29 protein-coding genes are annotated in these 25,035 nt (G+C 59.0%); 12 read left to right on the top strand and 17 right to left on the bottom strand.

Annotation, left to right across the window (positions count from 1 at the left end; translation table 11 throughout):
• Positions 1–34: 34 nt before the first annotated feature.
• The 3 genes from zapE to KBY02_RS02320 form a co-directional block, all read right to left on the bottom strand.
• Entirely contained in the window at positions 35–1,129 is a 1,095-nt protein-coding gene (gene zapE, locus KBY02_RS02330) for a cell division protein ZapE (protein WP_003406046.1), read from the bottom strand.
• Positions 1,130–1,191: 62 nt separating this feature from the next.
• On the bottom strand, positions 1,192–2,541 hold the full coding sequence (locus KBY02_RS02325) for a tryptophan--tRNA ligase (RefSeq protein WP_011268853.1): 1,350 nt from the start codon (positions 2,539–2,541) through the stop codon (positions 1,192–1,194).
• 39 nt (positions 2,542–2,580) lie between these two features.
• Positions 2,581–3,210 carry an alpha/beta hydrolase gene (locus KBY02_RS02320; RefSeq protein WP_003406050.1) on the bottom strand — a complete coding sequence of 210 codons (630 nt, stop codon included), beginning with the start codon at positions 3,208–3,210 and terminating at the stop codon, positions 2,581–2,583.
• A gap of 145 nt (positions 3,211–3,355) precedes the next feature.
• Here KBY02_RS02320 and KBY02_RS02315 point away from each other — a divergent pair, with 145 nt between their 5' ends.
• The gene (locus KBY02_RS02315) at positions 3,356–3,799 is read left to right on the top strand and encodes a YhcB family protein (RefSeq protein WP_003406053.1); all 444 of its coding nucleotides are present in this window, start codon (positions 3,356–3,358) and stop codon (positions 3,797–3,799) included.
• 99 nt (positions 3,800–3,898) lie between these two features.
• Here the strand turns inward: KBY02_RS02315 and cysN are convergent, their stop codons facing one another.
• From cysN to KBY02_RS02300, 3 genes are all read right to left on the bottom strand, one after another.
• Positions 3,899–5,797, bottom strand: a complete 1,899-nt coding sequence (gene cysN, locus KBY02_RS02310; RefSeq protein ID WP_011268855.1) for a sulfate adenylyltransferase subunit CysN — start codon at positions 5,795–5,797, stop codon at positions 3,899–3,901.
• Between the two features lie 10 nt (positions 5,798–5,807).
• Positions 5,808–6,725 carry a sulfate adenylyltransferase subunit CysD gene (gene cysD, locus KBY02_RS02305; protein ID WP_003313577.1) on the bottom strand — a complete coding sequence of 306 codons (918 nt, stop codon included), beginning with the start codon at positions 6,723–6,725 and terminating at the stop codon, positions 5,808–5,810.
• A gap of 153 nt (positions 6,726–6,878) precedes the next feature.
• Positions 6,879–7,637, bottom strand: coding sequence for a Nif3-like dinuclear metal center hexameric protein (locus tag KBY02_RS02300; protein ID WP_003406058.1), 759 nt, complete (start codon positions 7,635–7,637; stop codon positions 6,879–6,881).
• Positions 7,638–7,748: 111 nt separating this feature from the next.
• Between KBY02_RS02300 and algW the strand changes: the two genes are divergently transcribed.
• Positions 7,749–8,909 carry a Do family serine endopeptidase AlgW gene (gene algW, locus KBY02_RS02295; RefSeq protein WP_003340656.1) on the top strand — a complete coding sequence of 387 codons (1,161 nt, stop codon included), beginning with the start codon at positions 7,749–7,751 and terminating at the stop codon, positions 8,907–8,909.
• 630 nt (positions 8,910–9,539) lie between these two features.
• On the opposite strand, the gene hisC is transcribed toward algW, so the two are convergent.
• The 10 genes from hisC to KBY02_RS02245 all read right to left on the bottom strand — a co-directional run bounded on the left by hisC (position 9,540) and on the right by KBY02_RS02245 (position 17,530).
• Positions 9,540–10,592, bottom strand: coding sequence for a histidinol-phosphate transaminase (hisC, locus tag KBY02_RS02290; protein ID WP_032654328.1), 1,053 nt, complete (start codon positions 10,590–10,592; stop codon positions 9,540–9,542).
• Positions 10,592–11,938, bottom strand: coding sequence for a histidinol dehydrogenase (gene hisD, locus KBY02_RS02285; RefSeq protein ID WP_032654326.1), 1,347 nt, complete (start codon positions 11,936–11,938; stop codon positions 10,592–10,594). The genes hisC and hisD overlap by 1 nt, the downstream gene beginning before the upstream one ends.
• A gap of 123 nt (positions 11,939–12,061) precedes the next feature.
• Entirely contained in the window at positions 12,062–12,697 is a 636-nt protein-coding gene (hisG, locus tag KBY02_RS02280) for an ATP phosphoribosyltransferase (RefSeq protein WP_005739058.1), read from the bottom strand.
• Positions 12,698–12,850: 153 nt separating this feature from the next.
• Positions 12,851–14,116, bottom strand: coding sequence for a UDP-N-acetylglucosamine 1-carboxyvinyltransferase (murA, locus tag KBY02_RS02275; protein WP_024652828.1), 1,266 nt, complete (start codon positions 14,114–14,116; stop codon positions 12,851–12,853).
• Positions 14,117–14,138: 22 nt separating this feature from the next.
• Entirely contained in the window at positions 14,139–14,378 is a 240-nt protein-coding gene (locus KBY02_RS02270; RefSeq protein WP_002555079.1) for a BolA family protein, read from the bottom strand.
• A gap of 115 nt (positions 14,379–14,493) precedes the next feature.
• Positions 14,494–14,799 carry a lipid asymmetry maintenance protein MlaB gene (locus KBY02_RS02265; protein WP_003313585.1) on the bottom strand — a complete coding sequence of 102 codons (306 nt, stop codon included), beginning with the start codon at positions 14,797–14,799 and terminating at the stop codon, positions 14,494–14,496.
• A complete protein-coding gene (locus tag KBY02_RS02260; protein ID WP_003400251.1) occupies positions 14,796–15,446 on the bottom strand; it encodes a phospholipid-binding protein MlaC in 651 nt (216 codons plus the stop codon). Before KBY02_RS02260 ends, KBY02_RS02265 begins: the two co-directional genes overlap by 4 nt.
• 10 nt (positions 15,447–15,456) lie before the next feature.
• On the bottom strand, positions 15,457–15,924 hold the full coding sequence (gene mlaD, locus KBY02_RS02255) for an outer membrane lipid asymmetry maintenance protein MlaD (RefSeq protein ID WP_003313587.1): 468 nt from the start codon (positions 15,922–15,924) through the stop codon (positions 15,457–15,459).
• On the bottom strand, positions 15,924–16,721 hold the full coding sequence (gene mlaE / locus KBY02_RS02250) for a lipid asymmetry maintenance ABC transporter permease subunit MlaE (protein WP_003313588.1): 798 nt from the start codon (positions 16,719–16,721) through the stop codon (positions 15,924–15,926). The genes mlaD and mlaE overlap by 1 nt, the downstream gene beginning before the upstream one ends.
• The gene (locus KBY02_RS02245; protein ID WP_003313589.1) at positions 16,721–17,530 is read right to left on the bottom strand and encodes an ATP-binding cassette domain-containing protein; all 810 of its coding nucleotides are present in this window, start codon (positions 17,528–17,530) and stop codon (positions 16,721–16,723) included. Before KBY02_RS02245 ends, mlaE begins: the two co-directional genes overlap by 1 nt.
• 304 nt (positions 17,531–17,834) lie before the next feature.
• Between KBY02_RS02245 and KBY02_RS02240 the strand changes: the two genes are divergently transcribed.
• From KBY02_RS02240 to KBY02_RS02195, 10 genes are all read left to right on the top strand, one after another.
• A complete protein-coding gene (locus KBY02_RS02240; protein WP_003400250.1) occupies positions 17,835–18,809 on the top strand; it encodes a KpsF/GutQ family sugar-phosphate isomerase in 975 nt (324 codons plus the stop codon).
• Positions 18,809–19,348 (top strand): KdsC family phosphatase, encoded by a 540-nt coding sequence (locus KBY02_RS02235; protein WP_024661039.1) that lies wholly within the window; start codon positions 18,809–18,811, stop codon positions 19,346–19,348. Before KBY02_RS02240 ends, KBY02_RS02235 begins: the two co-directional genes overlap by 1 nt.
• Positions 19,349–19,356: 8 nt before the next feature.
• Entirely contained in the window at positions 19,357–19,929 is a 573-nt protein-coding gene (gene lptC, locus KBY02_RS02230) for an LPS export ABC transporter periplasmic protein LptC (RefSeq protein WP_024661038.1), read from the top strand.
• Positions 19,916–20,464, top strand: coding sequence for a lipopolysaccharide transport periplasmic protein LptA (lptA, locus tag KBY02_RS02225; protein ID WP_002555088.1), 549 nt, complete (start codon positions 19,916–19,918; stop codon positions 20,462–20,464). The genes lptC and lptA overlap by 14 nt, the downstream gene beginning before the upstream one ends.
• On the top strand, positions 20,465–21,190 hold the full coding sequence (lptB, locus tag KBY02_RS02220) for an LPS export ABC transporter ATP-binding protein (protein WP_002555089.1): 726 nt from the start codon (positions 20,465–20,467) through the stop codon (positions 21,188–21,190).
• Positions 21,191–21,372: 182 nt separating this feature from the next.
• Positions 21,373–22,866, top strand: coding sequence for an RNA polymerase factor sigma-54 (locus KBY02_RS02215; protein ID WP_003340639.1), 1,494 nt, complete (start codon positions 21,373–21,375; stop codon positions 22,864–22,866).
• A gap of 75 nt (positions 22,867–22,941) precedes the next feature.
• Entirely contained in the window at positions 22,942–23,250 is a 309-nt protein-coding gene (hpf, locus tag KBY02_RS02210; RefSeq protein ID WP_002555091.1) for a ribosome hibernation-promoting factor, HPF/YfiA family, read from the top strand.
• A gap of 10 nt (positions 23,251–23,260) precedes the next feature.
• Entirely contained in the window at positions 23,261–23,725 is a 465-nt protein-coding gene (gene ptsN, locus KBY02_RS02205; RefSeq protein ID WP_003400244.1) for a PTS IIA-like nitrogen regulatory protein PtsN, read from the top strand.
• A 2-nt stretch (positions 23,726–23,727) separates the two neighbouring features.
• Positions 23,728–24,585 carry an RNase adapter RapZ gene (rapZ, locus tag KBY02_RS02200; protein ID WP_003400242.1) on the top strand — a complete coding sequence of 286 codons (858 nt, stop codon included), beginning with the start codon at positions 23,728–23,730 and terminating at the stop codon, positions 24,583–24,585.
• Between the two features lie 15 nt (positions 24,586–24,600).
• On the top strand, positions 24,601–24,873 hold the full coding sequence (locus KBY02_RS02195; protein WP_032654321.1) for an HPr family phosphocarrier protein: 273 nt from the start codon (positions 24,601–24,603) through the stop codon (positions 24,871–24,873).
• Between the two features lie 24 nt (positions 24,874–24,897).
• On the opposite strand, the gene KBY02_RS26100 is transcribed toward KBY02_RS02195, so the two are convergent.
• Positions 24,898–25,032, bottom strand: coding sequence for a hypothetical protein (locus KBY02_RS26100; protein WP_003400238.1), 135 nt, complete (start codon positions 25,030–25,032; stop codon positions 24,898–24,900).
• Positions 25,033–25,035 lie beyond the last annotated feature (3 nt).

Raw genomic sequence — 25,035 nt, 5'->3', positions numbered from 1 at the left:
CTTGCGGCTTGCAGCTTGAAACTTGCCGCTGCGACTAGGCCCTGTGTGCCCGCGAGAGGAACTCGTGGGACTGCATTTCCAGCAGACGGCTCAAGGTGCGCTGGAACTCGAACATCAAGCGGCCACCGGTGTACAGGTCCTTCAATTCAACCTCGGCCGAGATGATCAGCTTGACGTTGCGATCGTAGAACTCGTCGACCATGTTGATAAAGCGTCGGGCGATGTCGTCAGTGGCAACGTCCATCTGCTCGACACCGCTGATCAGCACGGCATGGAAGATCTTGCCCAGCTCGATGTAGTCGTTCTGACTGCGCGGGCCGTCGCACAACTCGCGGAAGTCGAACCACGCCACATCGTCACAGGTGCGCAGCGCACGGATCTCGCGGTTTTCGATCATCAACACATCGTTTTCGATGGTTTCTGCGCAATCCGGCGTCAGTGCCTTGAAGCTTTTACGCAGGCTCTCCTGTGCAACTTCGTTGAGCGGGAAGTGGAACAGTTCTGCCTGCTCCAGGTGGCGCAGACGGTAATCGACGCCACTGTCGACGTTGACGATGTCGGTGTTCTGCTTGATCAGCGCGATGGCCGGCAGGAAACGCGCCCGCTGCAGGCCGTCCTTGTACAGACCGTCAGGAACGATGTTGGAAGTCGCCACCAGCGTCACGCCGTTCTTGAACAGCTCTTCCATCAGCGTGCCGAGGATCATGGCATCAGTGATATCGGAGACGAAAAATTCGTCGAAACAGATGACCCGCGCCTCGTCGGAAAAACGCCTGGCGATGATCGTCAGCGGGTTTTTCTCGCCCTTGAGGGTCTTCATCTCTTCGTGCACGCGCTTCATGAAGCGGTGGAAGTGCGTACGGACCTTGTCCTGGAACGGCAGCGCGTCGAAGAACGTATCGACCAGATACGTCTTGCCGCGGCCTACGCCACCCCAGAAGTACAGCCCCTTGACCAGCGTCTGCTCTTTCTTGCCGAACAGTTTGCCGAACAGGCCGGGCTTGCTGTCGTGAGCGGCGATCAGATCGTCGTACAGGCGCTGCAAATGACGCACAGCGTTTTCCTGAGCGGCATCGTGAAAGAAGTCCGGGCGTTTCAGATCAGCTTGATATCGTTCTAGGGGCGTCATAATTCGTTAGCAAGGCAACAAAAACGGGTCGTCACTGTAGCGACGACCCCGGGGATTGGCAATCAGTCCTGTTGGGGAGCGAGCGCCAGCTTGAGCGTTTCGATGGCACTGTCGCGCGTGGCAGCGTCGGCGAATACCGGACTGTCCGCCACACAGGCGCCGTTCAGCCACAGCGTGAAGCGATCGTCTTCGCTGCGCAGGTCCAGTTCACCGCCCTGCTGCAACTGCTTGCTGACCACGCCAGCCGCCTTGCCATCGGCAAAATTGCGCGACAACAGCAACTGCTCGCCATCGGCTGCCAGCAGACGGAAACGGAAGCTGCCGTCGTCTTCACGGAAGCTGACGAAACGGGCGCCTTTAGTGGCCTTCTTCTTGCCGGTGTCGGCGTTCTGCACCACGGTACGGAACGACCGCAGGCCCACCGCCTCGCGCAACTCTTCGAGGAAAGGGGTGGCGACACGTCGGGCTTTCTGTGCGCCAGCGAGCAGGATGTCTTCGAGATCGGCAGGACGCTCGATCAGCCCCAGATACTTTTCACGGGGCTCGCTAAGCTGCGCATCCAGCAACGTGAACAGACGATTCTTGGCTTCACCCCAACCCAGGCCCTGCAACAGGTCGGAACGGAATTCAGCGCACTGCTCGGCGGTCGAGAAGGCCTGATACAGGGTAAACAGGTGCGAGGTGTCCGGGTCTTTTGCTTCACCCGGCGCACGTGAGTCGGTGACGATGCGCGATATCGCGCCTTTCATGTCCTTGGCAGCGCTGAACAACGGGATGGTATTGTCGTAGCTCTTGGACATCTTGCGACCGTCCAGACCGGGCAGCGTCGCCACGCTCTCTTCGATCAGCGCCTCGGGCATGACGAAGAATTCCTTGCCATTGCCGAACAGGTGATTGAAACGCTGGCCGATGTCGCGTGCCATTTCAACGTGCTGAATCTGATCGCGGCCTACCGGAACCTGATGCGCATTGAACATCAGGATGTCGGCAGCCATCAGCACCGGGTAGCTGTACAGCCCCATGGTGATGCCTGCATCCGGGTCTTCCCCACCTTCCACGTTCTTGTCCACCGACGCCTTGTAGGCGTGGGCGCGATTGAGCAGGCCCTTGGCCGCGACGCAGGTGAGCAGCCAGGTCAGTTCCGGGATTTCGGGAATGTCCGACTGGCGATAGAAGGTCACACGATCAACGTCCAGCCCCGCTGCCAGCCAGGTCGCGGCGATTTCCAGACGCGAGCGCTGAATGCGCAGCGGGTCATCGCATTTGATCAGCGCGTGGTAGTCGGCCAGAAAGTAGAACGAGTCGAAATCGCTCTGACGGCTGGCGACAATGGCCGGGCGAATGGCGCCCGCGTAGTTGCCCAGATGGGGAGTGCCGGTGGTCGTGATACCGGTCAGGATACGAGTGGTCATGGCAGGTCGCTTATCAATAGGATGCAATACGGGCTGCAATCAGCTGGAAAGTCGCGGCAGGAGCAGATCTTTCAGATCAGTCAGCTTGCCGTGAAAAAAGTGTCCGCATTCTGCCACTTTCAGCAGCTCATGGGGACGTTGCAACGCGGCGGACCATGCATAGACCGTCTCGGGATCGATCACTTCGTCGTTCTCCGGCTGAATGATCGTCAGCGGGCAGGCCTTGGGCAGTACGCTCTGATCCTTGAGGCGCGACGCAGCAGCCGCAATCAGAAACAGATGGGTAAGCGTTTCACCCTGCGCTTCCAGCCTGCCACCCAGATTGGCAGCGACGTAGCCGCCAAAGGAAAATCCGAACAGGATCATCGGCAGATCAGGATGTTGCGCCCGCAGCCATTGGGCGGCAGCCTGGGCATCATCGATCTCGCCCGGCCCGGCGACCGAGGTACCGGCACTGGCGCCGACGCCGCGGTAATTGAAGCGCAACGTGATCAAACCCTGATCGCGTGCGGTACGCTGCAACGTCGAGACGACTTTATTGAGCATCGTTCCACCCTGTATCGGGTTAGGATGGCAGATCAGTGCAACACCTCGGGCGTCGGGGACGTCCTGGTACAGCGCTTCGAGCTGGCCTTCAGGGCCATCGATAAATAATGGGGTTTCACGCATGAGCAAAACAGAACTCCGTGACCTCGAAATGGGTCGACTCGTCTAGCTGATTGTCTGCGGCTTGCATATCAACGATACGTCGCGGGTATACAGCGCAGGTTCGAGCCGTTAACGTAAAGCAAAGCCGTTTATAGAGGAAGGACTCGTGGAACACTCGCTCTTAGTCTGGTTGTTGCCGACGCTCGCCCTGGTGGCCGGTGTCGTCATTGGTTTTCTGGTGGCACGCCTGCTGCCCAACACCGTTCCGAACAGCACCCAGCGCCAGCTGGATGACATTCAGGAGCGTTTCGACGCCTATCAGAACGAGGTAGTCACGCACTTCAACAGCACGGCCAATCTGGTCCAAAAGCTTTCACAGAGCTATCAGGATGTTCAGGAACACCTTGCCGAGGGCGCCAACCGCCTGGCTCTCGACGAGCTGACCCGCCAACGCCTGCTGGCCGCCCTGCACCCTGAGGCCAGTCATGCGCACCGCGATCATCGCGACCGCCTGACCCCGCCACGCGACACTGAAACACCCAAGGATTACGCCCCCAAGTCGCCCAATACCCCGGGCATGCTCGATGAGCATTACGGCTTGAAGAAGTAAGCTTTCGCAGCCACACAAAAAGCCCGCCGCAGAGAGCATCTGCGGCGGGCTTTTCTGTGGATCGAAACTGCAATCCCTTGCCCCGCTAGAGGCTATGAATCAGATCGCGCCGCGGCTGCGCAGCAGCTCCAGCACCTGCCTGACGCTTTCTTCGACGTTGAGTGTCTGCGTGTCGATCACCAGATCGGCATTCAGCGGCACGTCATACGGGAAGGACTCGCCAGGAATGTTGTCGCCATCGGCGGCATACAGGCCCTGTGGATCACGCTCGCGGCAGACCGCTGGCGATGCCTGCACATAGACGGTAAGCAGACGATCCTTGCCGATCAGCGCCTTGGCGCGCTCACGCCCTTCTGCATCCGGTGCAACGAATGCCGCCAGGGTCAGCAGGCCGGCTTCGTTGAACTGACGCGCCACATGAGCGGCACGGCTCCAGTTCTCGGTACGACCGGCACGGTCCTGTGGCAAGCCCTTGTTCAGGTCATGACGCAGGTTCTGACCGTCCAGCACATAGACCGCACGGCCCATGTCGAACAGCTTGCGCTCGACGGCATAGGCCAGGGTGCTCTTGCCCGCACCGGACAGGCCGCTGAACAACACGGTGGCCGGTTGCTGGCCGAAGCGCTGCGCGCGCTCCTCAGTGGAGACGTGAGCCCGTTCGCCATGGTGCTGCGAGCCACCACCTGAAACCGGCTTGGCGATGATCATGCCTGCAGCAACGGTGCCATTGGTCAAACGATCGATGACGATGAACGAACCCGTGGTGCGGTTGCTGCTGTAGCCGTCCAGCGCGATAGGCGCATCAAGGCTGACCTTGACCCGGCCGATCTCGTTCAGCTGCAACGAGCTGGCAGGGCCTTCCTGCAGCGTGTTCACATCGACCCGGTGGGTGATGCTGGCGATGGAGCCCGGCACATAGCTGGTGGCGCGCTTGATGTCGTACTTCTTGCCCGGCAGCATCGGCTCTTCGGCCATCCACACCAGCATGGCATCGAACGCATCGCTGACCTGCGGAACGTTGTCGGCATGCACCAGCAGGTCACCACGGGAAATGTCGATCTCGTCTTCCATGGTCAGCGTCACCGCCTGACCCGGCCCCGCCTGCTCCAGCTCGCCCTCAAAGGTGACGATGGACTTCACACGGCTGCTTTTGCCCGACGGCAGCACGACGATCTCGTCGCCCTTGTGCACGATGCCGCTGGCCAGCGTACCGGCGAAACCGCGGAAGTTGAGGTTCGGACGGTTGACGTACTGCACCGGGAAACGCAGGTCCGCATAGTTGCGGTCGCTGGCGATTTCGACAGTTTCGAGAATTTCCATCAGCGACTGGCCGGTGTACCACGGCGAACGCTCGCTCTTGTTCACTACGTTGTCGCCCTTGAGCGCCGACATCGGCACAAAAGCCATGGTGGTCGGCTTGAACGCGATGCCCTCGGCAAACTTCAGGTAATCGGCCTTGATCGACTCGAAAACGCTTTCATCGAAGCCGTTGAGGTCCATCTTGTTGATGGCGACGACGATATGCTTGATGCCCAGCAGCGAGGCGATATAGCTGTGACGACGGGTCTGGGTCTGCACGCCATAGCGGGCGTCCACCAGAATGATCGCCAGGTCACAGGTCGACGCACCGGTAGCCATGTTGCGGGTGTACTGCTCGTGGCCCGGGGTGTCGGCGATGATGAACTTGCGCTTGGCGGTGGAGAAATAGCGATAAGCGACATCGATGGTGATGCCCTGCTCCCGCTCGGCCTGCAGGCCATCCACCAGCAACGCCAGATCGACATCATCGCCGGTGGTGCCGGACTTCTTCGAGTCACGGGTGATGGCTTCCAGATGGTCTTCGTAGATCATCTTGGAGTCGTGCAGCAGACGCCCGATCAGCGTGCTCTTGCCGTCATCGACGTTGCCACAGGTAAGAAAGCGCAGCATTTCCTTGCGTTCGTGCTGGCCCAGGTAGGCGAGGATGTCCTCGCTGATCAAATCAGATTGATGCGACATGTGACACCCCTTAGAAATAACCCTGACGTTTCTTTTCTTCCATCGAACCAGCGCCGTCATGGTCAATGACCCGGCCCTGGCGTTCGGAAGTTCGCGTCAGCAACATTTCCTGAATGATGTCGGTCAGGCTGGTCGCTTCGGACTCGACGGCACCGGTCAGCGGGTAGCAGCCCAGAGTGCGGAAACGGACCTTTTTCTTGACGATGCGCGACTTCTCTTCATCGGTGAGATGCTCGAGGATGCGCTCGTCGTCGATCATGATCAGCGTGCCGTTCTTCTCGATAACGTCGCGCTCGGCGGCGAAATACAGCGGCACGATCGGGATGCCTTCCAAGTAGATGTACTGCCAGATGTCCAGCTCGGTCCAGTTGGAGAGCGGGAACACACGAATCGACTCACCTTTGTTGACGTTGCCGTTGTAGACGTTCCACAGCTCGGGACGCTGGTTTTTCGGGTCCCAGCGGTGCTTGCTGTCACGGAACGAGTAGACGCGTTCCTTGGCCCGGGACTTTTCTTCGTCGCGTCGGGCACCGCCAAAGGCGGCGTCGAAACCATGCTTGTCGAGCGCCTGCTTCAGGCCCTCGGTCTTCATGATGTCGGTGTGTTTGGCGCTGCCGTGGGTGAACGGATTGATGCCCTGTGCCACGCCATCGGGGTTGATGTGGGTGATCAGGTCCAGGCCCATTTCCTCGACCATCTGGTCACGAAAGCGATACATCTCCTGGAATTTCCAGCGCGTATCGACGTGCATGACCGGGAATGGCAGTTTACCGGGGAAGAATGCCTTGCGCGCCAGGTGCAGCATCACGGCCGAATCTTTGCCGATCGAGTACAGCATCACCGGGTTATCGAACTCGGCGGCGACCTCGCGGATGATGTGGATGCTTTCCGCCTCCAGCTGTTTCAGATGCGTCAGTTTGTCAACCATGGCTACTCACGGATTGCGTTCGTTATGGACCGGGAAACCCCGGGGCGGCCAGCGGGCCGTATTCGAGCCGCGCACTTTAACATGCGTGATATCGCTAATCAGCGATGCAACTAGATCGAAACGATCTATGCATATGCCCTGCTGTTTGATCGTTCAAATCGGGTTCGGGCAGTCGATAAAGATATGTTCGAGCGCAAACCGCCGCGCCAGATAATCGCCCAGCGCCTGCACGCCGTAGCGCTCGGTGGCATGATGACCGGCGGCAATGAAGCTGATGTCATTCTCGCGTGCACTATGAAACGTCTGCTCCGACGCTTCGCCACTGAGGAACAGATCGACGCCTTCCAGCACCGCCTGATCGATATAGTTCTGACCACCGCCCGTGCACCAGCCGACACGGCGAATCATCTGACTGCCTTCAATGAGCAACGGCTCACGACCCAGCGCATCCTGCACGCGGCGGGCGAAATCCCGCGCAGTCACGGGCTCGGACAATGAGCCGATCAGCCCGACCACACGCGGGTTTTCAGGGTCCAGAGGGCCTTCGACCGTGATGTCCAGTTGACGCGCCAGTTGCACGTTATTGCCCACCTCGGGGTGCACATCCAGCGGCAGGTGATAGGCCAGCAGGCTGATGTCATGCTTGAGCAAGGTTTTCAGGCGACGCTGCTTCATACCGACGACGCACGGGTTTTCGCCCTTCCAGAAATAACCGTGGTGGACCAGAACCAGATCAGCCTGAGCGTCGACTGCCGCGTCCAGCAGGGCCTGACTGGCCGTCACGCCGCTGACGATGCGCATGACTTGCGGGCGCCCTTCGACCTGCAGGCCATTGGGGCAGTAATCCTGAATCCGGGCACTGTTCAGATAGCGGTCGGCTTCTTCGACCAGGGTGCTCAGGGCAACAGCCATAAAAGACTCCTAAATATGCAGTTCAGAGCTGCGTTGTACTCGTATAATGCCCGCCATTATGGCGCACCCGTGGCAAAACTTTCTGCGCCCGCAACCATCAGGACTTGTTAAATGTTCAAGGCACTGCGTTTTTTCGGCTGGCCATTGCTGGCTGGCGTGCTTATCGCCATGCTGATTATTCAGCGCTATCCGCAGTGGGTCGGTCTGCCGAGCCTGGATGTCAATCTGCAACAGGCTCCACAGACCACCAATGTCATGCAAGGTCCGTCTTCCTATGCCGACGCGGTCATTGCCGCAGCGCCCGCGGTGGTCAACCTCTATACCACCAAGATGGTCAACAAGGGCAACAACCCGCTTTTCGAAGACCCGCAGTTCCGACGCTTCTTCGGCGACAACACGCCCAAGCAGAAGCGTATGGAATCGAGCCTGGGTTCTGGCGTCATGATGAGCCCCGAAGGCTACATACTGACCAACAACCACGTCACCACCGGCGCTGACCAGATCGTGGTCGCGCTCAAGGACGGCCGTGAAACCATTGCCCGGGTCATCGGCAATGACCCGGAAACCGACCTGGCGGTGCTCAAGATCGACTTGAAAAATCTGCCGGCGATTACCATCGCGCGCTCTGACAGCATCCGCATCGGCGACGTGGCACTGGCGATCGGCAACCCGTTCGGGGTCGGCCAGACCGTGACCATGGGCATCATCAGTGCCACCGGGCGCAATCAGTTGGGCCTCAACACCTATGAAGACTTCATTCAGACCGATGCGGCCATCAACCCGGGTAACTCGGGCGGCGCACTGGTCGACGCCAGCGGCAATCTGATCGGTATCAACACCGCGATCTTTTCCAAGTCCGGCGGCTCGCAGGGCATCGGCTTCGCCATTCCGACCAAGCTGGCCATGGATGTCATGAAGTCGATCATCGAGCACGGTCAGGTCATTCGTGGCTGGCTGGGCATCGAAGTTCAACCCCTGACTCAGGAACTGGCCGAATCCTTCGGACTGAAGGATCGTCCAGGCATCGTTGTGGCGGGCATCTTCCGCGACGGCCCGGCGCAGAAAGCCGGACTGCAACTGGGTGACGTGATCCTGAGCATCAATGGCGAACCTGCCGGCGACGGGCGTCGTTCGATGAACCAGGTGGCGCGCACCAAACCCAAGGACAAGATTGCTATCGACGTGATGCGCAACGGCAAGGAAATGCGCCTGAGCGCCGAAGTCGGCCTGCGTCCACCGCCCGCCCCTACCCCGGTCGCAGCGCCGGAGTGATGCGCCAGTACCTCAAAATGAGGTACAGCACAGATCAGTGACGCCCGAAATAAAGGGCGTCCAGGCTTCTGCCCAAAGGACGTGGGAGCCAACTGCTCGCGAAGGCGTAGTCACGGATATAGATTTTCAGCGACTGCCCCGGCCTCTTCGTGAGCAAGCTCACTCCCACAGGTCCGGCGTGTTTTCAAGCCCTGTGGATCACTCCCGCAGGTCGGGGGTGTTTTCGAGCCACGTAGATGTTCTGCAGCAGCGCTGATCTTGTGAGAGCGAGCTTGCTCGCGAAGGCTTAGTCACGGATATATAGATTTTCAGCGACTGCCCCGGCCTCTTCGTGAGCAAGCTCACTCCCACAGGTCCGGCGTGTTTTCAAGCCCTGTGGATCACTCCCGCAGGTCGGGGGTGTTTTCGAGCCACGTAGATGTTCTGCAGCAGCGCTGATCTTGTGGGAGCGAGCTTGCTCGCGAAGGCGGTGTTTCAGTCGATGCATTTTCGGCGTTTGTGCAGACCCTTTCGCGAGCAAGCTCGCTCCCACAGGTCCGAGGTGTTTTCGAGCCATGTGGATTACTCACACAGGTCGGCGATGAGTGACGGCGCAGAGTCAGCCCGTTTTCGGGCTGACCGATCCACTTCTCAGAGGTCGCTCAGGCCTTCCAGCAATGCCTGATGCTGCTCTGGCGTGCCGATGCTGATGCGCAGGAACTGGGCGATTCGCTGCTGTTTGAAGTGGCGGACGATGACGCCCTGCTCGCGCAGTCTGGCAGCCAGTGCTGCGGCATCGTGTTGCGGGTGGCGGGCGAAGATGAAGTTGGCTGCCGATGGCAGCACCTCAAAGCCTTTGCCCTGCAGTTGCTCGACCAGTGCCTCGCGGCTTTCGATGACTTTGTTGCGGGTCGTCTCGAAGTGCTCGCGATCCTCGAAAGCGGCCGCCCCGCCCACATTGGCCATACGGTCCAGCGGATAGGAGTTGAAGCTGTTCTTGACCCGCTCCAGCGCCTCGATCAGGTCAGGATGCCCCACCGCCAAGCCGACGCGCAGGCCGGCCAGCGAGCGCGACTTGGACAGGGTCTGGGTGACCAGCAGGTTCGGGTAACGATCGACCAGCGTAATGGCCGTCTCGCCACCAAAGTCGATATACGCTTCATCGACGACCACCACCGAATCCGGGCTGGCCTTGATGATCTGCTCGACCTTGTCCAGACCGAGCAGGCAACCGGTCGGCGCATTCGGGTTGGGGAAGATGATCCCGGCATTCGGTCTGGCGTAGTCTTCGGCACGAATCTGGAACTGTTCGTCCAGCGGGACCGTTTCATAGTCGATGCCATACAGGCCGCAATACACTGGATAGAAGCTGTAGCTGATATCCGGGAACAGCAGCGGAGCATCGTGCTGAAACAAGGCATGGAAAATGTGCGCCAGCACTTCATCCGAGCCGTTGCCCAGGAATACCTGACTGGGCTGCACCTTGTAGTAATCGGCGACAGCGTGCTTGAGCAGATCGCTGTTGGGGTCCGGGTACAGGCGCAAATCGTCGGTCAGCGCAGTGCGCATGGCGTCGATGGCCTTTGGCGAAGGGCCATACGGGTTTTCATTGGTATTGAGCTTGACAAGTCGGGTCAGTTTCGGCTGTTCGCCCGGCACATAAGGCACCAGATCGCTGACAAAAGGGCTCCAGAATTTGCTCATTATTTGCCGTCCTCTGTGTTGCCTGCTGTCCAGTCAGGGTCAGTGATTCGATATTCGGCACTGCGCGCGTGGCCGCTCAGGGATTCGCCACGAGCCAGCACGGACGCGGTCTTGCCCAGCTCGGACGCACCTTGCGGCGAGCAATAGATGATCGACGAGCGCTTCTGGAAATCGTAGACGCCCAACGGCGAAGAGAAACGTGCCGTGCCAGAGGTCGGCAGCACGTGGTTGGGGCCGGCACAGTAATCGCCCAGCGCTTCGGAGGTATGACGCCCCATGAAGATCGCACCCGCATGGCGAATCTGCGGCAGCCAGACTTCCGGATCGGCGACCGACAGTTCGAGGTGCTCGGGCGCAATGCGATTGGCGACTTCGATGGCCTGGGCCATGTCAGCCACCTTTATCAGCGCGCCGCGACCGTTGATCGACGTTTCGACGATGGCCGCCCGCTCCATGGTCGGCAGCAGACGGGTGATGCTGGCCGCCACCTTGTCGAGAAATTCGGCATCCGGACTGACCAGAATGGCCTGGGCATCTTCGTCGTGTTCGGCCTGGGAGAACAGGTCCATGGCAATCCAGTCAGGATCGGTCTGACCGTCACACACCACCAGAATCTCGGAAGGACCGGCGATCATATCGATCCCGACTTGGCCGAACACGTGACGCTTGGCGGTGGCCACATAAATGTTGCCAGGGCCGACCACTTTGTCGACTTTCGGCACGCTTTCAGTGCCATAAGCCAGCGCTGCAACAGCCTGCGCCCCGCCGACGGTGAACACCCGGTCGACACCTGCAATGCAGGCAGCGGCCAGCACCAGCTCGTTGATTTCACCACGCGGCGTCGGCACGACCATCACCACCTCGGTCACACCTGCCACCTTGGCCGGTATGGCATTCATCAAAACCGACGACGGGTAGGAAGCCTTGCCACCCGGCACGTACAGGCCTGCACGGTCCAGCGGCGTGACCTTCTGGCCCAGCACTGTGCCGTCGGCCTCGGTGTAGCTCCAGGAGTCCTGCTTCTGCTTTTCGTGGTAGCTGCGCACACGCTCGGCGGCCTTTTCCAGGGCTTCGCGCTGAACCGGGGTAATGCGCGTCAACGCAAGTTCCAGACGCTCGCGAGGCAGGATCAGGTCGGCCATCGACGCGACCTGCAGCCCGTCGAACTTCTGGGTGAACTCGACCAGCGCCGCGTCGCCACGCTCACGCACCGCCTTGATGATGTCGAGCACGCGCTGGTTGACCGAATCGTCAGACACACTTTCCCAGCTCAGCAGATGATCCAGATGTCGTGCGAAATCCGGGTCAGCAGCGTCGAGTCGGCGAATTGCAGTGGGAGTGGTCATAGCGGGGCCTCAATAATTGGCGGATGCTCAGGAGCCTAAAGCTACCAAGCTATCCGCGCAGGCACCTGAGAAATCTGGCTATGACACGGATAGCTGGACGCAACTCAACGTTGCGTGAATGAATCAGCTACGGTGTCGCGACTCCACTGCCTTGCGCAGGGTGTCGATGAGGGCCTGAATGCGTGCGTGCTGCATCTTCATGGAGGCCTTGTTCACCACCAGACGCGAGCTGATGGTCGCGATCAGTTCCTGAGGCTCGAGGCCGTTGGCGCGCAAGGTGTTACCGGTGTCGACCACGTCGATGATCTTGTCTGCCAGACCAATCAGCGGCGCCAGCTCCATGGAGCCGTACAACTTGATGATATCGACCTGACGCCCCTGCTCGGCGTAGTAACGCTTGGCAACGTTGACGAACTTGGTCGCTACGCGCAGACGGCCCTTGGGCTCGACCGCCCCGATGGCACCCGCAGTCATCAGCCTGCATTTGGCAATCTGCAGGTCCAGCGGCTCATACAGGCCCTGACCGGTGTATTCCATCAACACATCCTTGCCCGCGACGCCCAGATCGGCGGCACCATGCTCGACATAGGTCGGCACGTCGGTAGCGCGCACGATCAGCAGGCGCACATCGGCCTGAGTCGTGGGGATGATGAGCTTGCGGCTCTTGTCCGGATTCTCGGTCGGCACGATGCCTGCTTCAGCGAGAAGCGGCAGGGTGTCGTCAAGAATGCGGCCCTTGGACAGTGCGATGGTCAACATGGGAAACGTAAGTCCTTATCAGGAAACTTTTGTCACGACGCAAGCGGCGCATGACAACCCTCAGGCCTGTTGACCTGAAGTGAAACGAATCAGAAATCACACCCGCGACAGAACAGACGGCCCCGATGCCAGCGGCATCAGGGCCGCGTGCTGCTAGCCCGGAACGCGGCGGATCTTGGCACCCAGCATTTGCAGCTTCTCTTCGATGCACTCGTAACCACGGTCTATGTGGTAGATGCGGTCGATCAGCGTGTCACCCTGGGCAACCAGCGCCGAGATCACCAGACTGGCCGATGCACGCAGGTCGGTGGCCATGACCGGCGCGCCCTTGAGCACTTCGGTGCCGGTAACAATAGCGGTATTGCCTTCGACCTGAATCTGAGCGCCCATGCGGTGCATTTCATACACGTGCATGAAGCGGTTTTCGAAGATGGTCTCGATGACCGCCCCCGTGCCTTCGGCAATCGCGTTGAGCGAGATGAACTGCGCCTGCATGTCGGTCGGAAACGCCGGGTAAGGCGCGGTACGCACATTGACCGCCTTCGGACGCTTGCCGTGCATGTTCAGCTCGATCCAGTCTTCACCGGTCGTGACTTCTGCACCCGCTTCCTGAAGCTTGAGCAGCACAGCTTCGAGGATGGTCGGATCGGTGTCCTTGACCTTGACGCGACCGCCGGTAACGGCAGCGGCCACCAGGTAGGTGCCGGTCTCGATACGGTCAGGCATGACCTTGTAAGTGGCCGGGCCCAGACGCTTGACGCCATCGATGGTGATGGTGTCGGTACCTGCGCCGTGAATCCTGGCACCCATTGCGATCAGGAAGTTGGCCAGATCGACAACCTCTGGCTCGCGCGCGGCGTTCTGCAGCACGCTGCGACCGTTGGCGAGGCTGGCAGCCATCATGATGTTTTCGGTACCGGTCACGCTCACGGTATCGAAGAAGAAGTTGGCACCGCGCAAGCCACCCTCGGGTGCTTTGGCCTTGATGTAGCCACCTTCGACGTCGATGATCGCGCCCATGGCCTCAAGACCGCGAATGTGCAGGTCTACCGGGCGCGAACCGATGGCACAGCCACCCGGCAGAGCGACTTCAGCCTCGCCGAAACGAGCGACCATCGGGCCCAGCACCAGAATCGACGCGCGCATGGTTTTCACCAGCTCGTACGGGGCGACCAGGGTCTTGATGGTGCGCGGGTCGATCTCGACACTGAGCTTTTCGTCGATCACAGGCTCGATGCCCATGCGACCGAACAGCTCGATCATGGTCGTGATGTCGTGCAGGTGCGGCAGGTTCTGAACGGTGACGGGTCCGTCCGCCAGCAACGTGGCGGCAAGGATCGGCAGGGCAGAGTTCTTTGCCCCGGAAATGCGAATTTCGCCATCAAGACGAACGCCGCCGGTAATAATCAGTTTATCCATTAGAGTCTCGACACCAATTGGCTCAGGAACGCTCGGCCCATGCAGCGCGGCTGAAAAATTTCATGGTCACCGCGTGGATGCTGCCATCGGCAATCCAGGGGTTCAGATGGGTATAAATCTGTTGCTGACGCTTGACCGGGCTCAGGCCGGCCAACTCGTCGCTGATGATATTCAGCTGGAAGTTACAGCCTTCGCCTTCGACTTCCACTTTGATTTCCGGCAGCTTTCCTTCAAGGAAGCTTTTAACTTCTACGGCCTGCATGCTTAACCTCGATCGGCGCTGTACGCGCGCGGGTCTGGCATCATACAAAAAAAGCCCATGTTATGCGAAGCCCGACAAGCAGGTCCCGGATAAAGGGCTTTTTCGATAGTGCCTTTCAGTGGGCGTCCAGCAGCTCGGTCAAACCTGATACGCGAGCTATCTGGCGCATGTCTTCGGGGAGCGAGCGGAGGGTCATCGACTTTCCCGCATCCCGGGCATCGCGCATGAACGCCAGCAACAAGGCCAGGCCGACGCTGCTGGACTTCTCGACCCCCGAGCAGTCAAGCGTGAGGTCTGCCAGATCACCGGATTTGATCAGTGCCGCACCCTGCTTGCGCAGTTGCGGCCCTGTGCGGTAATCCAGCACCCCGATCAGCCTGAGCTCACCCGGCCCGACAAGGCGAACGGCAGATTCGGTCATTGCACCGGCTTCTGCGTGGCATCAACGGTAGATTTGGTCTTGGCCACTTCGCCAGCCCAGTTGTTGATGGTGGTGTCCAGGTTGTTGCCGTTGCGCTGCATGGCATCGGCGAACTGGTCACGGAACAGCTTGCCGATATTGATGCCGTTGATGACGACGTTACGCACTTTCCACTCGCCGTTCAGCTTGACCAGCGTGTAGGAGACCGGATAGACCGCGCCGTTATTGCCCTTGACCTGCATGTCCACGCTGGTGCGGTCATCGCCTTCATCCTTGGCAGGTGCGACGGTGATGCCCTGGTTGTTGAATTCAAGCAACGCATTGCCATAGAACTGCATCAGGCTGCGCTTGAAGTTTTCCTCGAAACGCTTCACCTGTTCAGGGCTGGCCTTGCGGGAATACTTCACGGTCATGATGCTTTTGGAGATGCCGTCGGCATCCACGACAGGACCGACGATGCGGTTCAGGGCATCGTAGAACGCGCTTGGGTTGGATTTGTACTGCTCGCGATTGGTCGCCAGGTCACTCAACAGTTCCTTGGTGGTGCGCTCCACCAGGTCATGAGCCGACGGGGTCGCCGCGGCATTCGCCAGCATTGGCAGAGTGGCCAGCAATACCAGCAGACCACGGCGCAGAATAGAGATCATTTGAAGCTCCTCACTTGGCGTCTTTACTAACAGTATTGAGCAGGAATTTTCCGATCAGGTCTTCCAGCACCAGCGACGACTGCGTGTCATGGATAGTCCCGCCATCCTTGAGCAGCTTGTCATCACCACCGACGCTGAGACCGATGTATTTTTCACCCAGCAAACCAGCCGTCAGAATCGACGCAGTCGAGTCCGAAGGCAGGTTATCGACCTTCTTCTGAATCTCCAGCGTGACGCGACCGGTGAAGGTATCGCGATCCAGATCGATCGCCGTCACCTTGCCGATCGTGACGCCAGCCATGCTTACCTTGGCTCTGACAGTCAAACCGGCGATATTGTCGAAGTAGGCATAAAGTTTATAGGTGTCGGTGCTCGCGCTTGTGCTCAGACCACTGACTCGCAGGGCCAGCAGGAGCAGAGCCAGTATCCCCGCCAGCAGGAACAGACCGACTCCGGTTTCGATGGCACGGTTTTGCATCAGAAATCTCCAAACATCAAAGCGGTCAAAATAAAGTCCAGTCCCAGCACGGCCAACGAGGCGTAAACGACGGTTCTGGTCGTCGCGCGACTGATCCCCTCGGAAGTAGGCTCGCAATCGTAACCCTGGAAAACGGCAATCCATGTCACCACGAAGGCAAATACGACGCTTTTGATCACCCCATTGAGCACATCGTTCGTGAAAGAAACGCTGTTCTGCATGTTCGACCAGAAAGAACCGTCATAGACTCCCAGCCAATCGATCGCCACCCAGGAAGCGCCCCAGATACCGACCACGCTGAAGATCATCGCCAGAATCGGCAGCGAGATGAACCCGGCCCACAGACGCGGCGCCACGATGTACTTGAGCGGATCGACACCGATCATTTCAAGGCTCGACAGCTGCTCGGTGGACTTCATGTTGCCGATCTCGGCGGTCAACGCAGAGCCTGCACGACCGGCGAACAGCAAAGCCGTCACCACAGGGCCGAGTTCACGCAACAGCGTCAGGGCAACCATCTGGCCGACCGCCTGCTCCGAACCGTATTTGGTCAGGATGCTGAAGCCCTGCAGCGCCAGCACCATGCCGATGAACATGCCGGACACCACAATGATGACCAGCGACATGACGCCAACCGAATACAGCTGCCTGACCAGCAGTTGGAAACTGCTGCCCGCACCGCCACGACCGAGCAAGGCATGCACCAGAAACAGACCGGAACGCCCCAGAACAGTAACAATATCAATGGCCGAGCGCCCCAGCAGGCGAACCCGGTCCATGAGTGACTTATTGCGCATCAGCGCTTCCCCAATAGATCTTCGCGAAAATCCGGCGCCGGATAGTGGAACGGTACAGGGCCGTCCGGCTCGCCGGTCATGAATTGACGAATACGTGGATTGTCCGAGGACATCAGTTCCTGAGGCGTACCCTGCCCCAGCACCTGCCCGTCGCCGACAACATAGAGATAGTCGGCAATGCTCGCCGTCTCGCTGAGGTCATGGGACACCACGATACTGGTGATACCCAGCGCGTCGTTGAGCAGGCGGATCAGACGCACCAGCACCCCCATCGCAATCGGGTCCTGCCCGACGAAGGGCTCGTCATACATGAGAATCTGCGGATCGAGAGCGATTGCGCGCGCGAGCGCGACACGACGCTTCATGCCGCCCGACAATTCGTCCGGCATCAGTTCCACCGCACCGCGCAGGCCCACGGCCTGAAGCTTGAGCAGAACGATGTCGCGGATCATTTCTTCCGGCAGCTCGGTATGCACGCGCAGGGGAAAGGCGACGTTTTCGAAAACATCCAGATCGGTAAACAGCGCACCGCTCTGAAACAAAACGCCCATCTGCTTGCGGGCATCGAACAGATCACTGCGCGATAGCTCAGGCAGATTCTGGCCATTGACCCACACCTGCCCTTCGCTCGGGCGCAACTGGGCACCCATCAGGCGCAGCAGGGTCGTCTTGCCGCAGCCTGACGGCCCCATGATCCCGGTGACCTTGCCGCGCGGAATACGAATATCAACGTTATTGAAAATGCTGCGCGCACCGCGTTTGAAAGACACACCTTTCAACTCGACCGCATAGGCGTCATCAGGACTCATCTAAACTCCTTGCGATACAGCTTCCGCCACAAGCCGCCGGTTGTTGAACACCGACAGGCTGTCCAGGCGTGCCGAACAGGCCGCGAACTATATCACCGCAGCCACCCGCCCCCAAGAAGAGAACCGAGCGGTTCAGGTATTCGCTGAATTATTCTGTACCACAATGTTATGGCCACAGGCTTGAATACAGACCCGCAAGTACGTAGGAAATTCGTTTAAAAACAACACAACGACGATCAGACGTGAGGGAATCGTTCATTACCGCTATAATCGCCGCCTTTCAGCAGGCTGACCCTTTCCAGACATGAACCAATCCAGTGACCTGATCCAATCGGCGCAACGCACCATTCGCCTTGAGATAGAAGCCATGCAAGGCTTGCTTGAACGTCTTGACGGCGATTTTGTGCGCGCGTGCGAAATGATCCTCGCCAGCAAAGGGCGCGTGGTCGTGGTCGGCATGGGCAAGTCCGGACACATCGGCAACAAGATCGCCGCCACGCTGGCGAGCACCGGCACCACCTCGTTTTTCGTGCATCCGGCCGAAGCCAGCCATGGCGACATGGGCATGATCACCCGTGATGACATCATCCTGGCCCTGTCGAACTCCGGCAGCACCAACGAAATCGTCACCCTGCTGCCACTGATCAAGCGCCTGGGCATAAAGATGATCAGCCTGACCGGCGACCCCGAGTCCATTCTGGCCAAGGCTGCCGACATCAACCTCAACGCGCATGTCGTGCATGAGGCCTGCCCGCTCAACCTGGCACCGACGTCCTCGACAACCGCCGCACTGGTCATGGGCGACGCCCTCGCCGTGGCGCTGCTCGACGCGCGCGGTTTCACTGCCGAAGATTTCGCATTCTCCCACCCAGGCGGCGCACTGGGTCGCCGCCTGCTGCTCAAGGTCGAGAATGTGATGCACTCCGGCGAATCACTGCCCAGCGTGCAACGTGGCACCCTGTTGCGCGACGCACTGCTTGAAATGACTCGTAAAGGTTTGGGCATGACGGCCATCGTCGAAGCCGACGGCACACTGGCCGGCATCTTCACGGACGGTGACTTGCGCCGGACACTGGACCGCCCCGTCGATATCCGCCAGACCATCATCGACGAGGTCATGACGCTTCATGGCAAGACCGCCCATGCCGAGATGCTCGCCGCCGAGGCGCTGAAAATCATGGAGGACAACAAAATCAGTGCGCTTGTTGTCGTAGACCAGAACGACCGGCCGGTTGGCGCATTCAACCTGCAGGATCTCCTGCGCGCAGGCGTCATGTAATGGAAACCGAAATAATGACTCAGGATCTCATGCAACGCGGCAAGGCCATCAAGCTGGCAGTCTTCGATGTCGATGGCGTGCTGACCGATGGCCGCCTTTACTTCATGGAAGACGGCAGCGAGATCAAGACATTCAATACCCTCGACGGCCAGGGCATTAAAATGCTGATAGCCTCGGGCGTCACCACGGCGATCATCAGTGGCCGCAAGACCGCGATAGTCGAGCGCCGGGCAAAGAGCCTGGGCATTGAACACCTGTTCCAGGGACGTGAAGACAAGCTGGTGGTGCTGGACAAGTTGCTTGCAGAACTCAACCTTAGTTACGAACAGGTCGCCTATCTGGGTGATGATCTGCCAGACTTGCCCGTTATCAGACGCGTCGGCCTGGGCATGGCGGTGGCCAATGCTGCCGGCTTTGTCCGCGAGCATGCACACGGGATAACCAGGGCGCGAGGCGGCGAAGGTGCAGCGCGCGAATTCTGCGAACTGATTCTGAATGCGCAAGGCAACCTTGAAGCGGCTCACTCCGCCTATTTATAGAAGCCATTATGTTCACTAAAAAAATTCGCAAGTTCCTGCTTCTCGGGGTACTGGCGCTGCTGCTGGCAGCGGTCGGTTACTGGAACATCAGCCCGGAAAGCTTCATGGATCAACCGGTCTCGACGGTCGACGACACGGTCATCGACTACTATGCAATCAACGCCCACAGCGTTCAGTACCTGCCCGACGGCACACTTCAGTACGACATGACCTCCGACAAGGTGGAGCATGTGAAAGCCACTGACGTGACCCTGCTGACTACGCCCGACCTGCACATGTACCGCGGCGGCGAGTTTCCCTGGCACGTGCAGAGCAAGAAAGGCGAGGTTTCGTCCGGCGGCGACCAGGTCGAGCTGATCGATTCCGTGCGCGTCGAACGTACCGATGAAAAACAACGTACGACTATTATCACCAGTAGTCGCATGACCGTATTCCCTCAGAAGCAATATGCGCAGACCGACCAAGACGTTAGAATCGACGGCGCAGGCGGTGTGACCACGGCCAAGGGAATGAAAGCGTATTTGAAAGACAGCAGGATGGACCTGCTGTCCAACGTAAGAGGACAGTATGAGGCTCGTTAAAACTCTTCCTTTATTGCTCGGCCTGGGCGCAGCACTGGGAAGCGCGAGCGCCTGGTCCCTGCCAACCGACCGAGATCAGCCTATCCACATCCAGTCTGACGATGCTCAGCTCGATGACAAGAAAGGCGTGGCGACTTACAAGGGCAATGTCATCATCACTCAGGGCTCGATGAAAATCACGGGCAACACCGTGACAATCACGCGTAATGCCCAGGGCGAAGTCGACGTATTTACCTCCGTCGGCAATCTGGCCTACTACGAGCAGAAGCCTGCCGTGGACAAGCCGATCGTGCAGGCCTATGCCGTCACCATCCAGTATTACGCCGGCCAGGACCGTATCGTCCTGATCGACAAGGCCAAGGTCATCAATGACGGCAACACCTCGGAAGGCGAGAAAATCGTCTACGACACGGTCAGACAGGTCGTCAGTGCCGGTCGGGCCAATGGCGGCGCCAAGGTGACCACGCCACGTCCGCGTATCGACATGGTCATCCAGCCGAAAAAGAAAACCGATCAACCTCAGAAGGCCCAGTAAATGGCGACGCTCAAAGCCCAGCATCTGGCTAAAAGCTACAAAAGCCGGCAGGTCGTGCGCGATGTGAGCATCTCCATCGACAGCGGCCAGATCGTCGGCCTGCTGGGCCCGAACGGCGCCGGCAAGACCACCTGCTTCTACATGATCGTGGGTCTGGTCCAGGCTGATCAGGGGCGCGTGCTGATTGACGATCTGGATGTCAGCCATCAACCCATGCACGGTCGCGCCCGCGCAGGCATCGGCTACTTGCCTCAGGAAGCCTCGATCTTCCGCAAGCTGTCGGTGTCCGACAACATCATGGCGATTCTCGAGACCCGCAAGGAGCTCGATGCCGGTGCTCGCCGCAAGGAGCTGGAAAGCCTCCTGCAGGAGTTCCACATCACCCATATCCGTGACAACCTGGGCATGAGCCTGTCGGGTGGTGAACGTCGCCGTGTGGAAATCGCCCGGGCTCTGGCCACCGCGCCTAAATTCATCCTGCTGGATGAACCGTTTGCAGGTGTCGACCCTATTTCGGTAGGCGACATCAAGCAGATCATTCACCATCTCAAGGCCAAGGGTATCGGTGTACTGATCACTGACCACAACGTCCGGGAAACGCTGGATATCTGCGAAACAGCCTACATCGTCAACGATGGACAGCTGATTGCGGAAGGCGATTCGGAGACCATTCTGGCGAATCAGCTGGTGAAAGAGGTCTACCTCGGCCACGAGTTCCGCCTTTAATCGACTGCCCTTTGCGCTTCGCAGCCGATTGATGCCTACGCAGTGTATTGACAACATTTTATTTGTCATATCACTCTAGGCAAACGCACAGGTTTCAGGCATATAATTTGCTTAAGTTGGCGCCACGGCGCCTGTAGTAGATGGCGCATGCGCGCCGGCGAATAAGGTGTTTAGCCCCTGCCATGAAACCATCGCTAGTCTTGAGAATGGGCCAGCAGCTGACGATGACACCGCAGCTGCAACAGGCAATCCGCTTACTTCAGCTTTCCACTCTGGATCTCCAGCAGGAGATCCAGGAGGCGCTGGAGTCAAACCCTATGCTGGAGCGGCAGGAAGAAGGCGACGACTTCGACCATTCCGACCCGCTTGCCGACAACATCGAACAAAAGCCCAACCCCGACGTTCAGGAACCGACCTATCAGGAATCCGCGCCTACCGTGGACAACCTTGAAGAAGGTGAATGGAACGAACGCATTCCCAACGAGCTGCCCGTCGATACCGCATGGGAAGACATCTACCAGACCAGCGCCAGCAGCCTGCCAAGCAACGATGACGACGAGTGGGACTTCACCACGCGCACCTCTGTGGGCGAAAGCCTGCAAAGCCACCTGCTGTGGCAACTGAATGTCGCGCCGATGTCCGACAAGGACCGTCTGGTAGCGGTTACGCTGATCGACTGCATCAACAACCAGGGTTATCTCGACGAGACGCTCGATGAGATTCTCGAGTCCTTCGACCCCGAACTGGACATCGAGCTCGACGAGATCGAAGCCGTACTGCACCGCATCCAGCAGTTTGAACCTGCCGGCATCGGCGCTCGCAACCTGAGCGAATGCCTGCTGCTGCAACTGCGCCAGCTGCCAGCAAAAACACCCTGGCTGACAGAAGCACAACGCCTGGTCAGCGACTACATCGACCTGCTCGGAAGCCGCGACTACGGCCAGCTGATGCGACGCATGAAGCTCAAGGAAGACGAGCTGCGTCAGGTCATCGAACTGGTGCAGAGCCTCAACCCGCGTCCAGGCTCGCAGATCGAATCCACAGAAGCCGAATACGTCATTCCGGATGTGATCGTGCGCAAGGACAATGAACGCTGGCTAGTCGAACTCAATCAGGAGTCGGTGCCGCGCCTGCGCGTCAATCCGCAATACGCGGGCTTCGTACGGCGCGCCGATACCAGCGCAGACAACACCTTCATGCGCAATCAGTTGCAGGAAGCGCGCTGGTTCATCAAGAGCCTGCAAAGCCGCAACGAAACGTTGATGAAGGTCGCCACGCAAATCGTCGAACATCAGCGCGGTTTTCTCGAGTACGGCGACGAGGCCATGAAGCCGCTCGTCCTGCACGACATCGCCGAGGCAGTGGGCATGCACGAGTCGACCATCTCACGCGTAACCACCCAGAAGTTCATGCACACCCCACGCGGCATTTACGAGCTGAAATACTTCTTCTCAAGCCATGTGAGCACCTCCGAGGGCGGTGAATGCTCGTCCACGGCAATTCGCGCAATCATCAAAAAACTGGTTGCGGCGGAAAATCAGAAAAAGCCGTTGAGTGATAGCAAGATCGCTGGTTTACTGGAGGCACAAGGCATTCAAGTAGCCCGTCGCACAGTCGCCAAGTACCGTGAGTCTCTCGGGATCGCCCCTTCCAGTGAGCGTAAGCGGCTGATGTGATGCAGGCCGAGCCACAGCGTCCCAGAGGCATGCGCCATGCCTGCCTCTTTATGCACTGGCAAAGGAGAAAGCTGTATGCAAGTCAACATCAGTGGACACCAACTGGAAGTGACCAAACCCCTTCGTGAATACGTTGAGCTCAAGCTCAAGAAGCTCGAGGGGCATTTTGACAAGATTACCAACGTGCAGGTCACGATGACGGTCGAAAAGCTCAAGCAGAAGATCGAAGCCACGTTGCACATCCATGGTGGAGAGGTCGTTGCCAATGCTGAACATGATGACATGTATGCTGCCATCGACCTGCTCACTGACAAGCTAGACCGACAATTGCTCAAGCATAAGGAAAAGCAGCAAAGCATCCTCAAAGGTGCGGCCGCTCGCTAACGCCCATTTAATGATCCGAATCGAAAATATCCTGACTCCCGGCCGCTCCCTTGTGAACGTGCCGGGCGGCAGTAAAAAGCGTGTACTCGAAGAAATTGCCAACCTGATCGGCCGTGAAGTGCCGGGCATGGTGTCGGACACAGTATTCGCAAGTCTCGTCGCCCGGGAAAAACTGGGCTCGACCGGTTTTGGCAACGGTATTGCCATCCCCCACTGCCGCCTCGCTGACTGCAGCGAGCCTGTCAGTGCAGTGATTCACCTCTCCACCCCTGTGGATTTCGACGCCATCGATGGTGCGCCGGTCGACCTGCTGTTCGTCTTGCTGGTCCCGCAAGCTGCCACCGATGAACACCTGGAGCTGCTGCGCCAGATCGCCAGCATGCTCGACGACAAAGATGTGCGTAAGCGCCTGCGCAGTGCCGAAAGCGCTGAGGCGCTTTATCAAGTGGTGCTGGACGTGCAGAACGGAAACTGACCATGCGCATGATCATCGTCAGCGGTCGCTCCGGCTCAGGCAAGAGTACGGCGCTCGATGTGCTGGAAGACAACGGCTTTTACTGTGTCGATAACCTGCCGGCCGGCCTGTTGCCGGAGCTGGCCGAACGCGCGCTGATCAACACCGAACTCGCCGAACCCTTGCTGGCGGTTTCGATAGATGCCCGCAATCTGCCCAGCCACCTGACCCGTTTTCCGCAGATGCTGGATGAAGTACGCTCGCGCAATATTCAGTGCGACGTGCTGTATCTGGATGCAGACGAAGCCACCCTGCTCAAGCGCTTCTCGGAAACCCGGCGCCGCCACCCGCTGAGCACGGCAGATCGTTCGCTGGCCGAAGCGATACGTGATGAAACCGCACTGCTTGGCCCGATCATCGATCTGGCCGACCTGAAGATCAACACCACCCACCTGAATCTCTATCAGTTGCGCGACGCGCTCAAGCTTCGTCTGCTGAACAAGCCCGAGCCAGGCACTGCATTTCTGATCGAGTCCTTTGGTTTCAAGCGCGGCATGCCTGTCGATGCAGACCTGGTATTCGATGTGCGCTGCCTGCCCAATCCGTACTGGAAGCCAGAACTGCGCGACCACTCGGGGCTTGAACAACCCGTTATCGACTACCTGTCGGTGCAGCCTGACGTCGAAGAAATGTTTCAGGACATCTTCGCTTACCTGAACAAATGGCTACCCCGGTTTGCAGCCAGTAACCGTTCTTACGTTACCATTGCCATCGGCTGTACCGGCGGACACCATCGTTCGGTCTACCTGACCGAGCGGCTTGGTCAGGTCTTGCAACAATCACTCAAGAACGTTCAGGTCCGCCACCGCGACCTCAGCTGAAGGATTTTCACTGCGATGCCCGCTCGTCAAATCACCATCATCAACAAACTGGGCCTGCACGCCCGCGCTGCCGCCAAATTCGTCGGGGTCGCAGGCAAGTTTCCCTGCAAGATCAGGGTCGGCCGCACTCCGGAGAGCATGGTCGACGGTAAAAGCATCATGGCCGTGATGATGCTGGCTGCCGGCAAGGGCACCGAGATCCACCTGAACACCGAAGGCGAATTCGAACAGGAAGCGCTTGATGGCCTGATCGAGCTGATCGACAACCGGTTTGATGAGGGCGAATAAGCCCTCGTACAAACGCGGTATCCGTCACCACCAGCCTTGCACGCGCATCCAGCTCAGCCCGTGGGCAATCAGTAGCGCCATACCCGCCAACAGCAGCACGCTCCCGACTGCCAGACGAAATAACCGCACATTGCTGAGCGTGAGGAATCCGGAGCGCATACG

It is taken from the genome of Pseudomonas sp. P129 (assembly GCF_020312195.1).
Taxonomy (GTDB): Bacteria; Pseudomonadota; Gammaproteobacteria; order Pseudomonadales; family Pseudomonadaceae; genus Aquipseudomonas; species Aquipseudomonas fragariae.
Note: the sequence above shows the minus strand (reverse complement) of the source record. Positions and strands in the feature narration are given on the sequence as shown.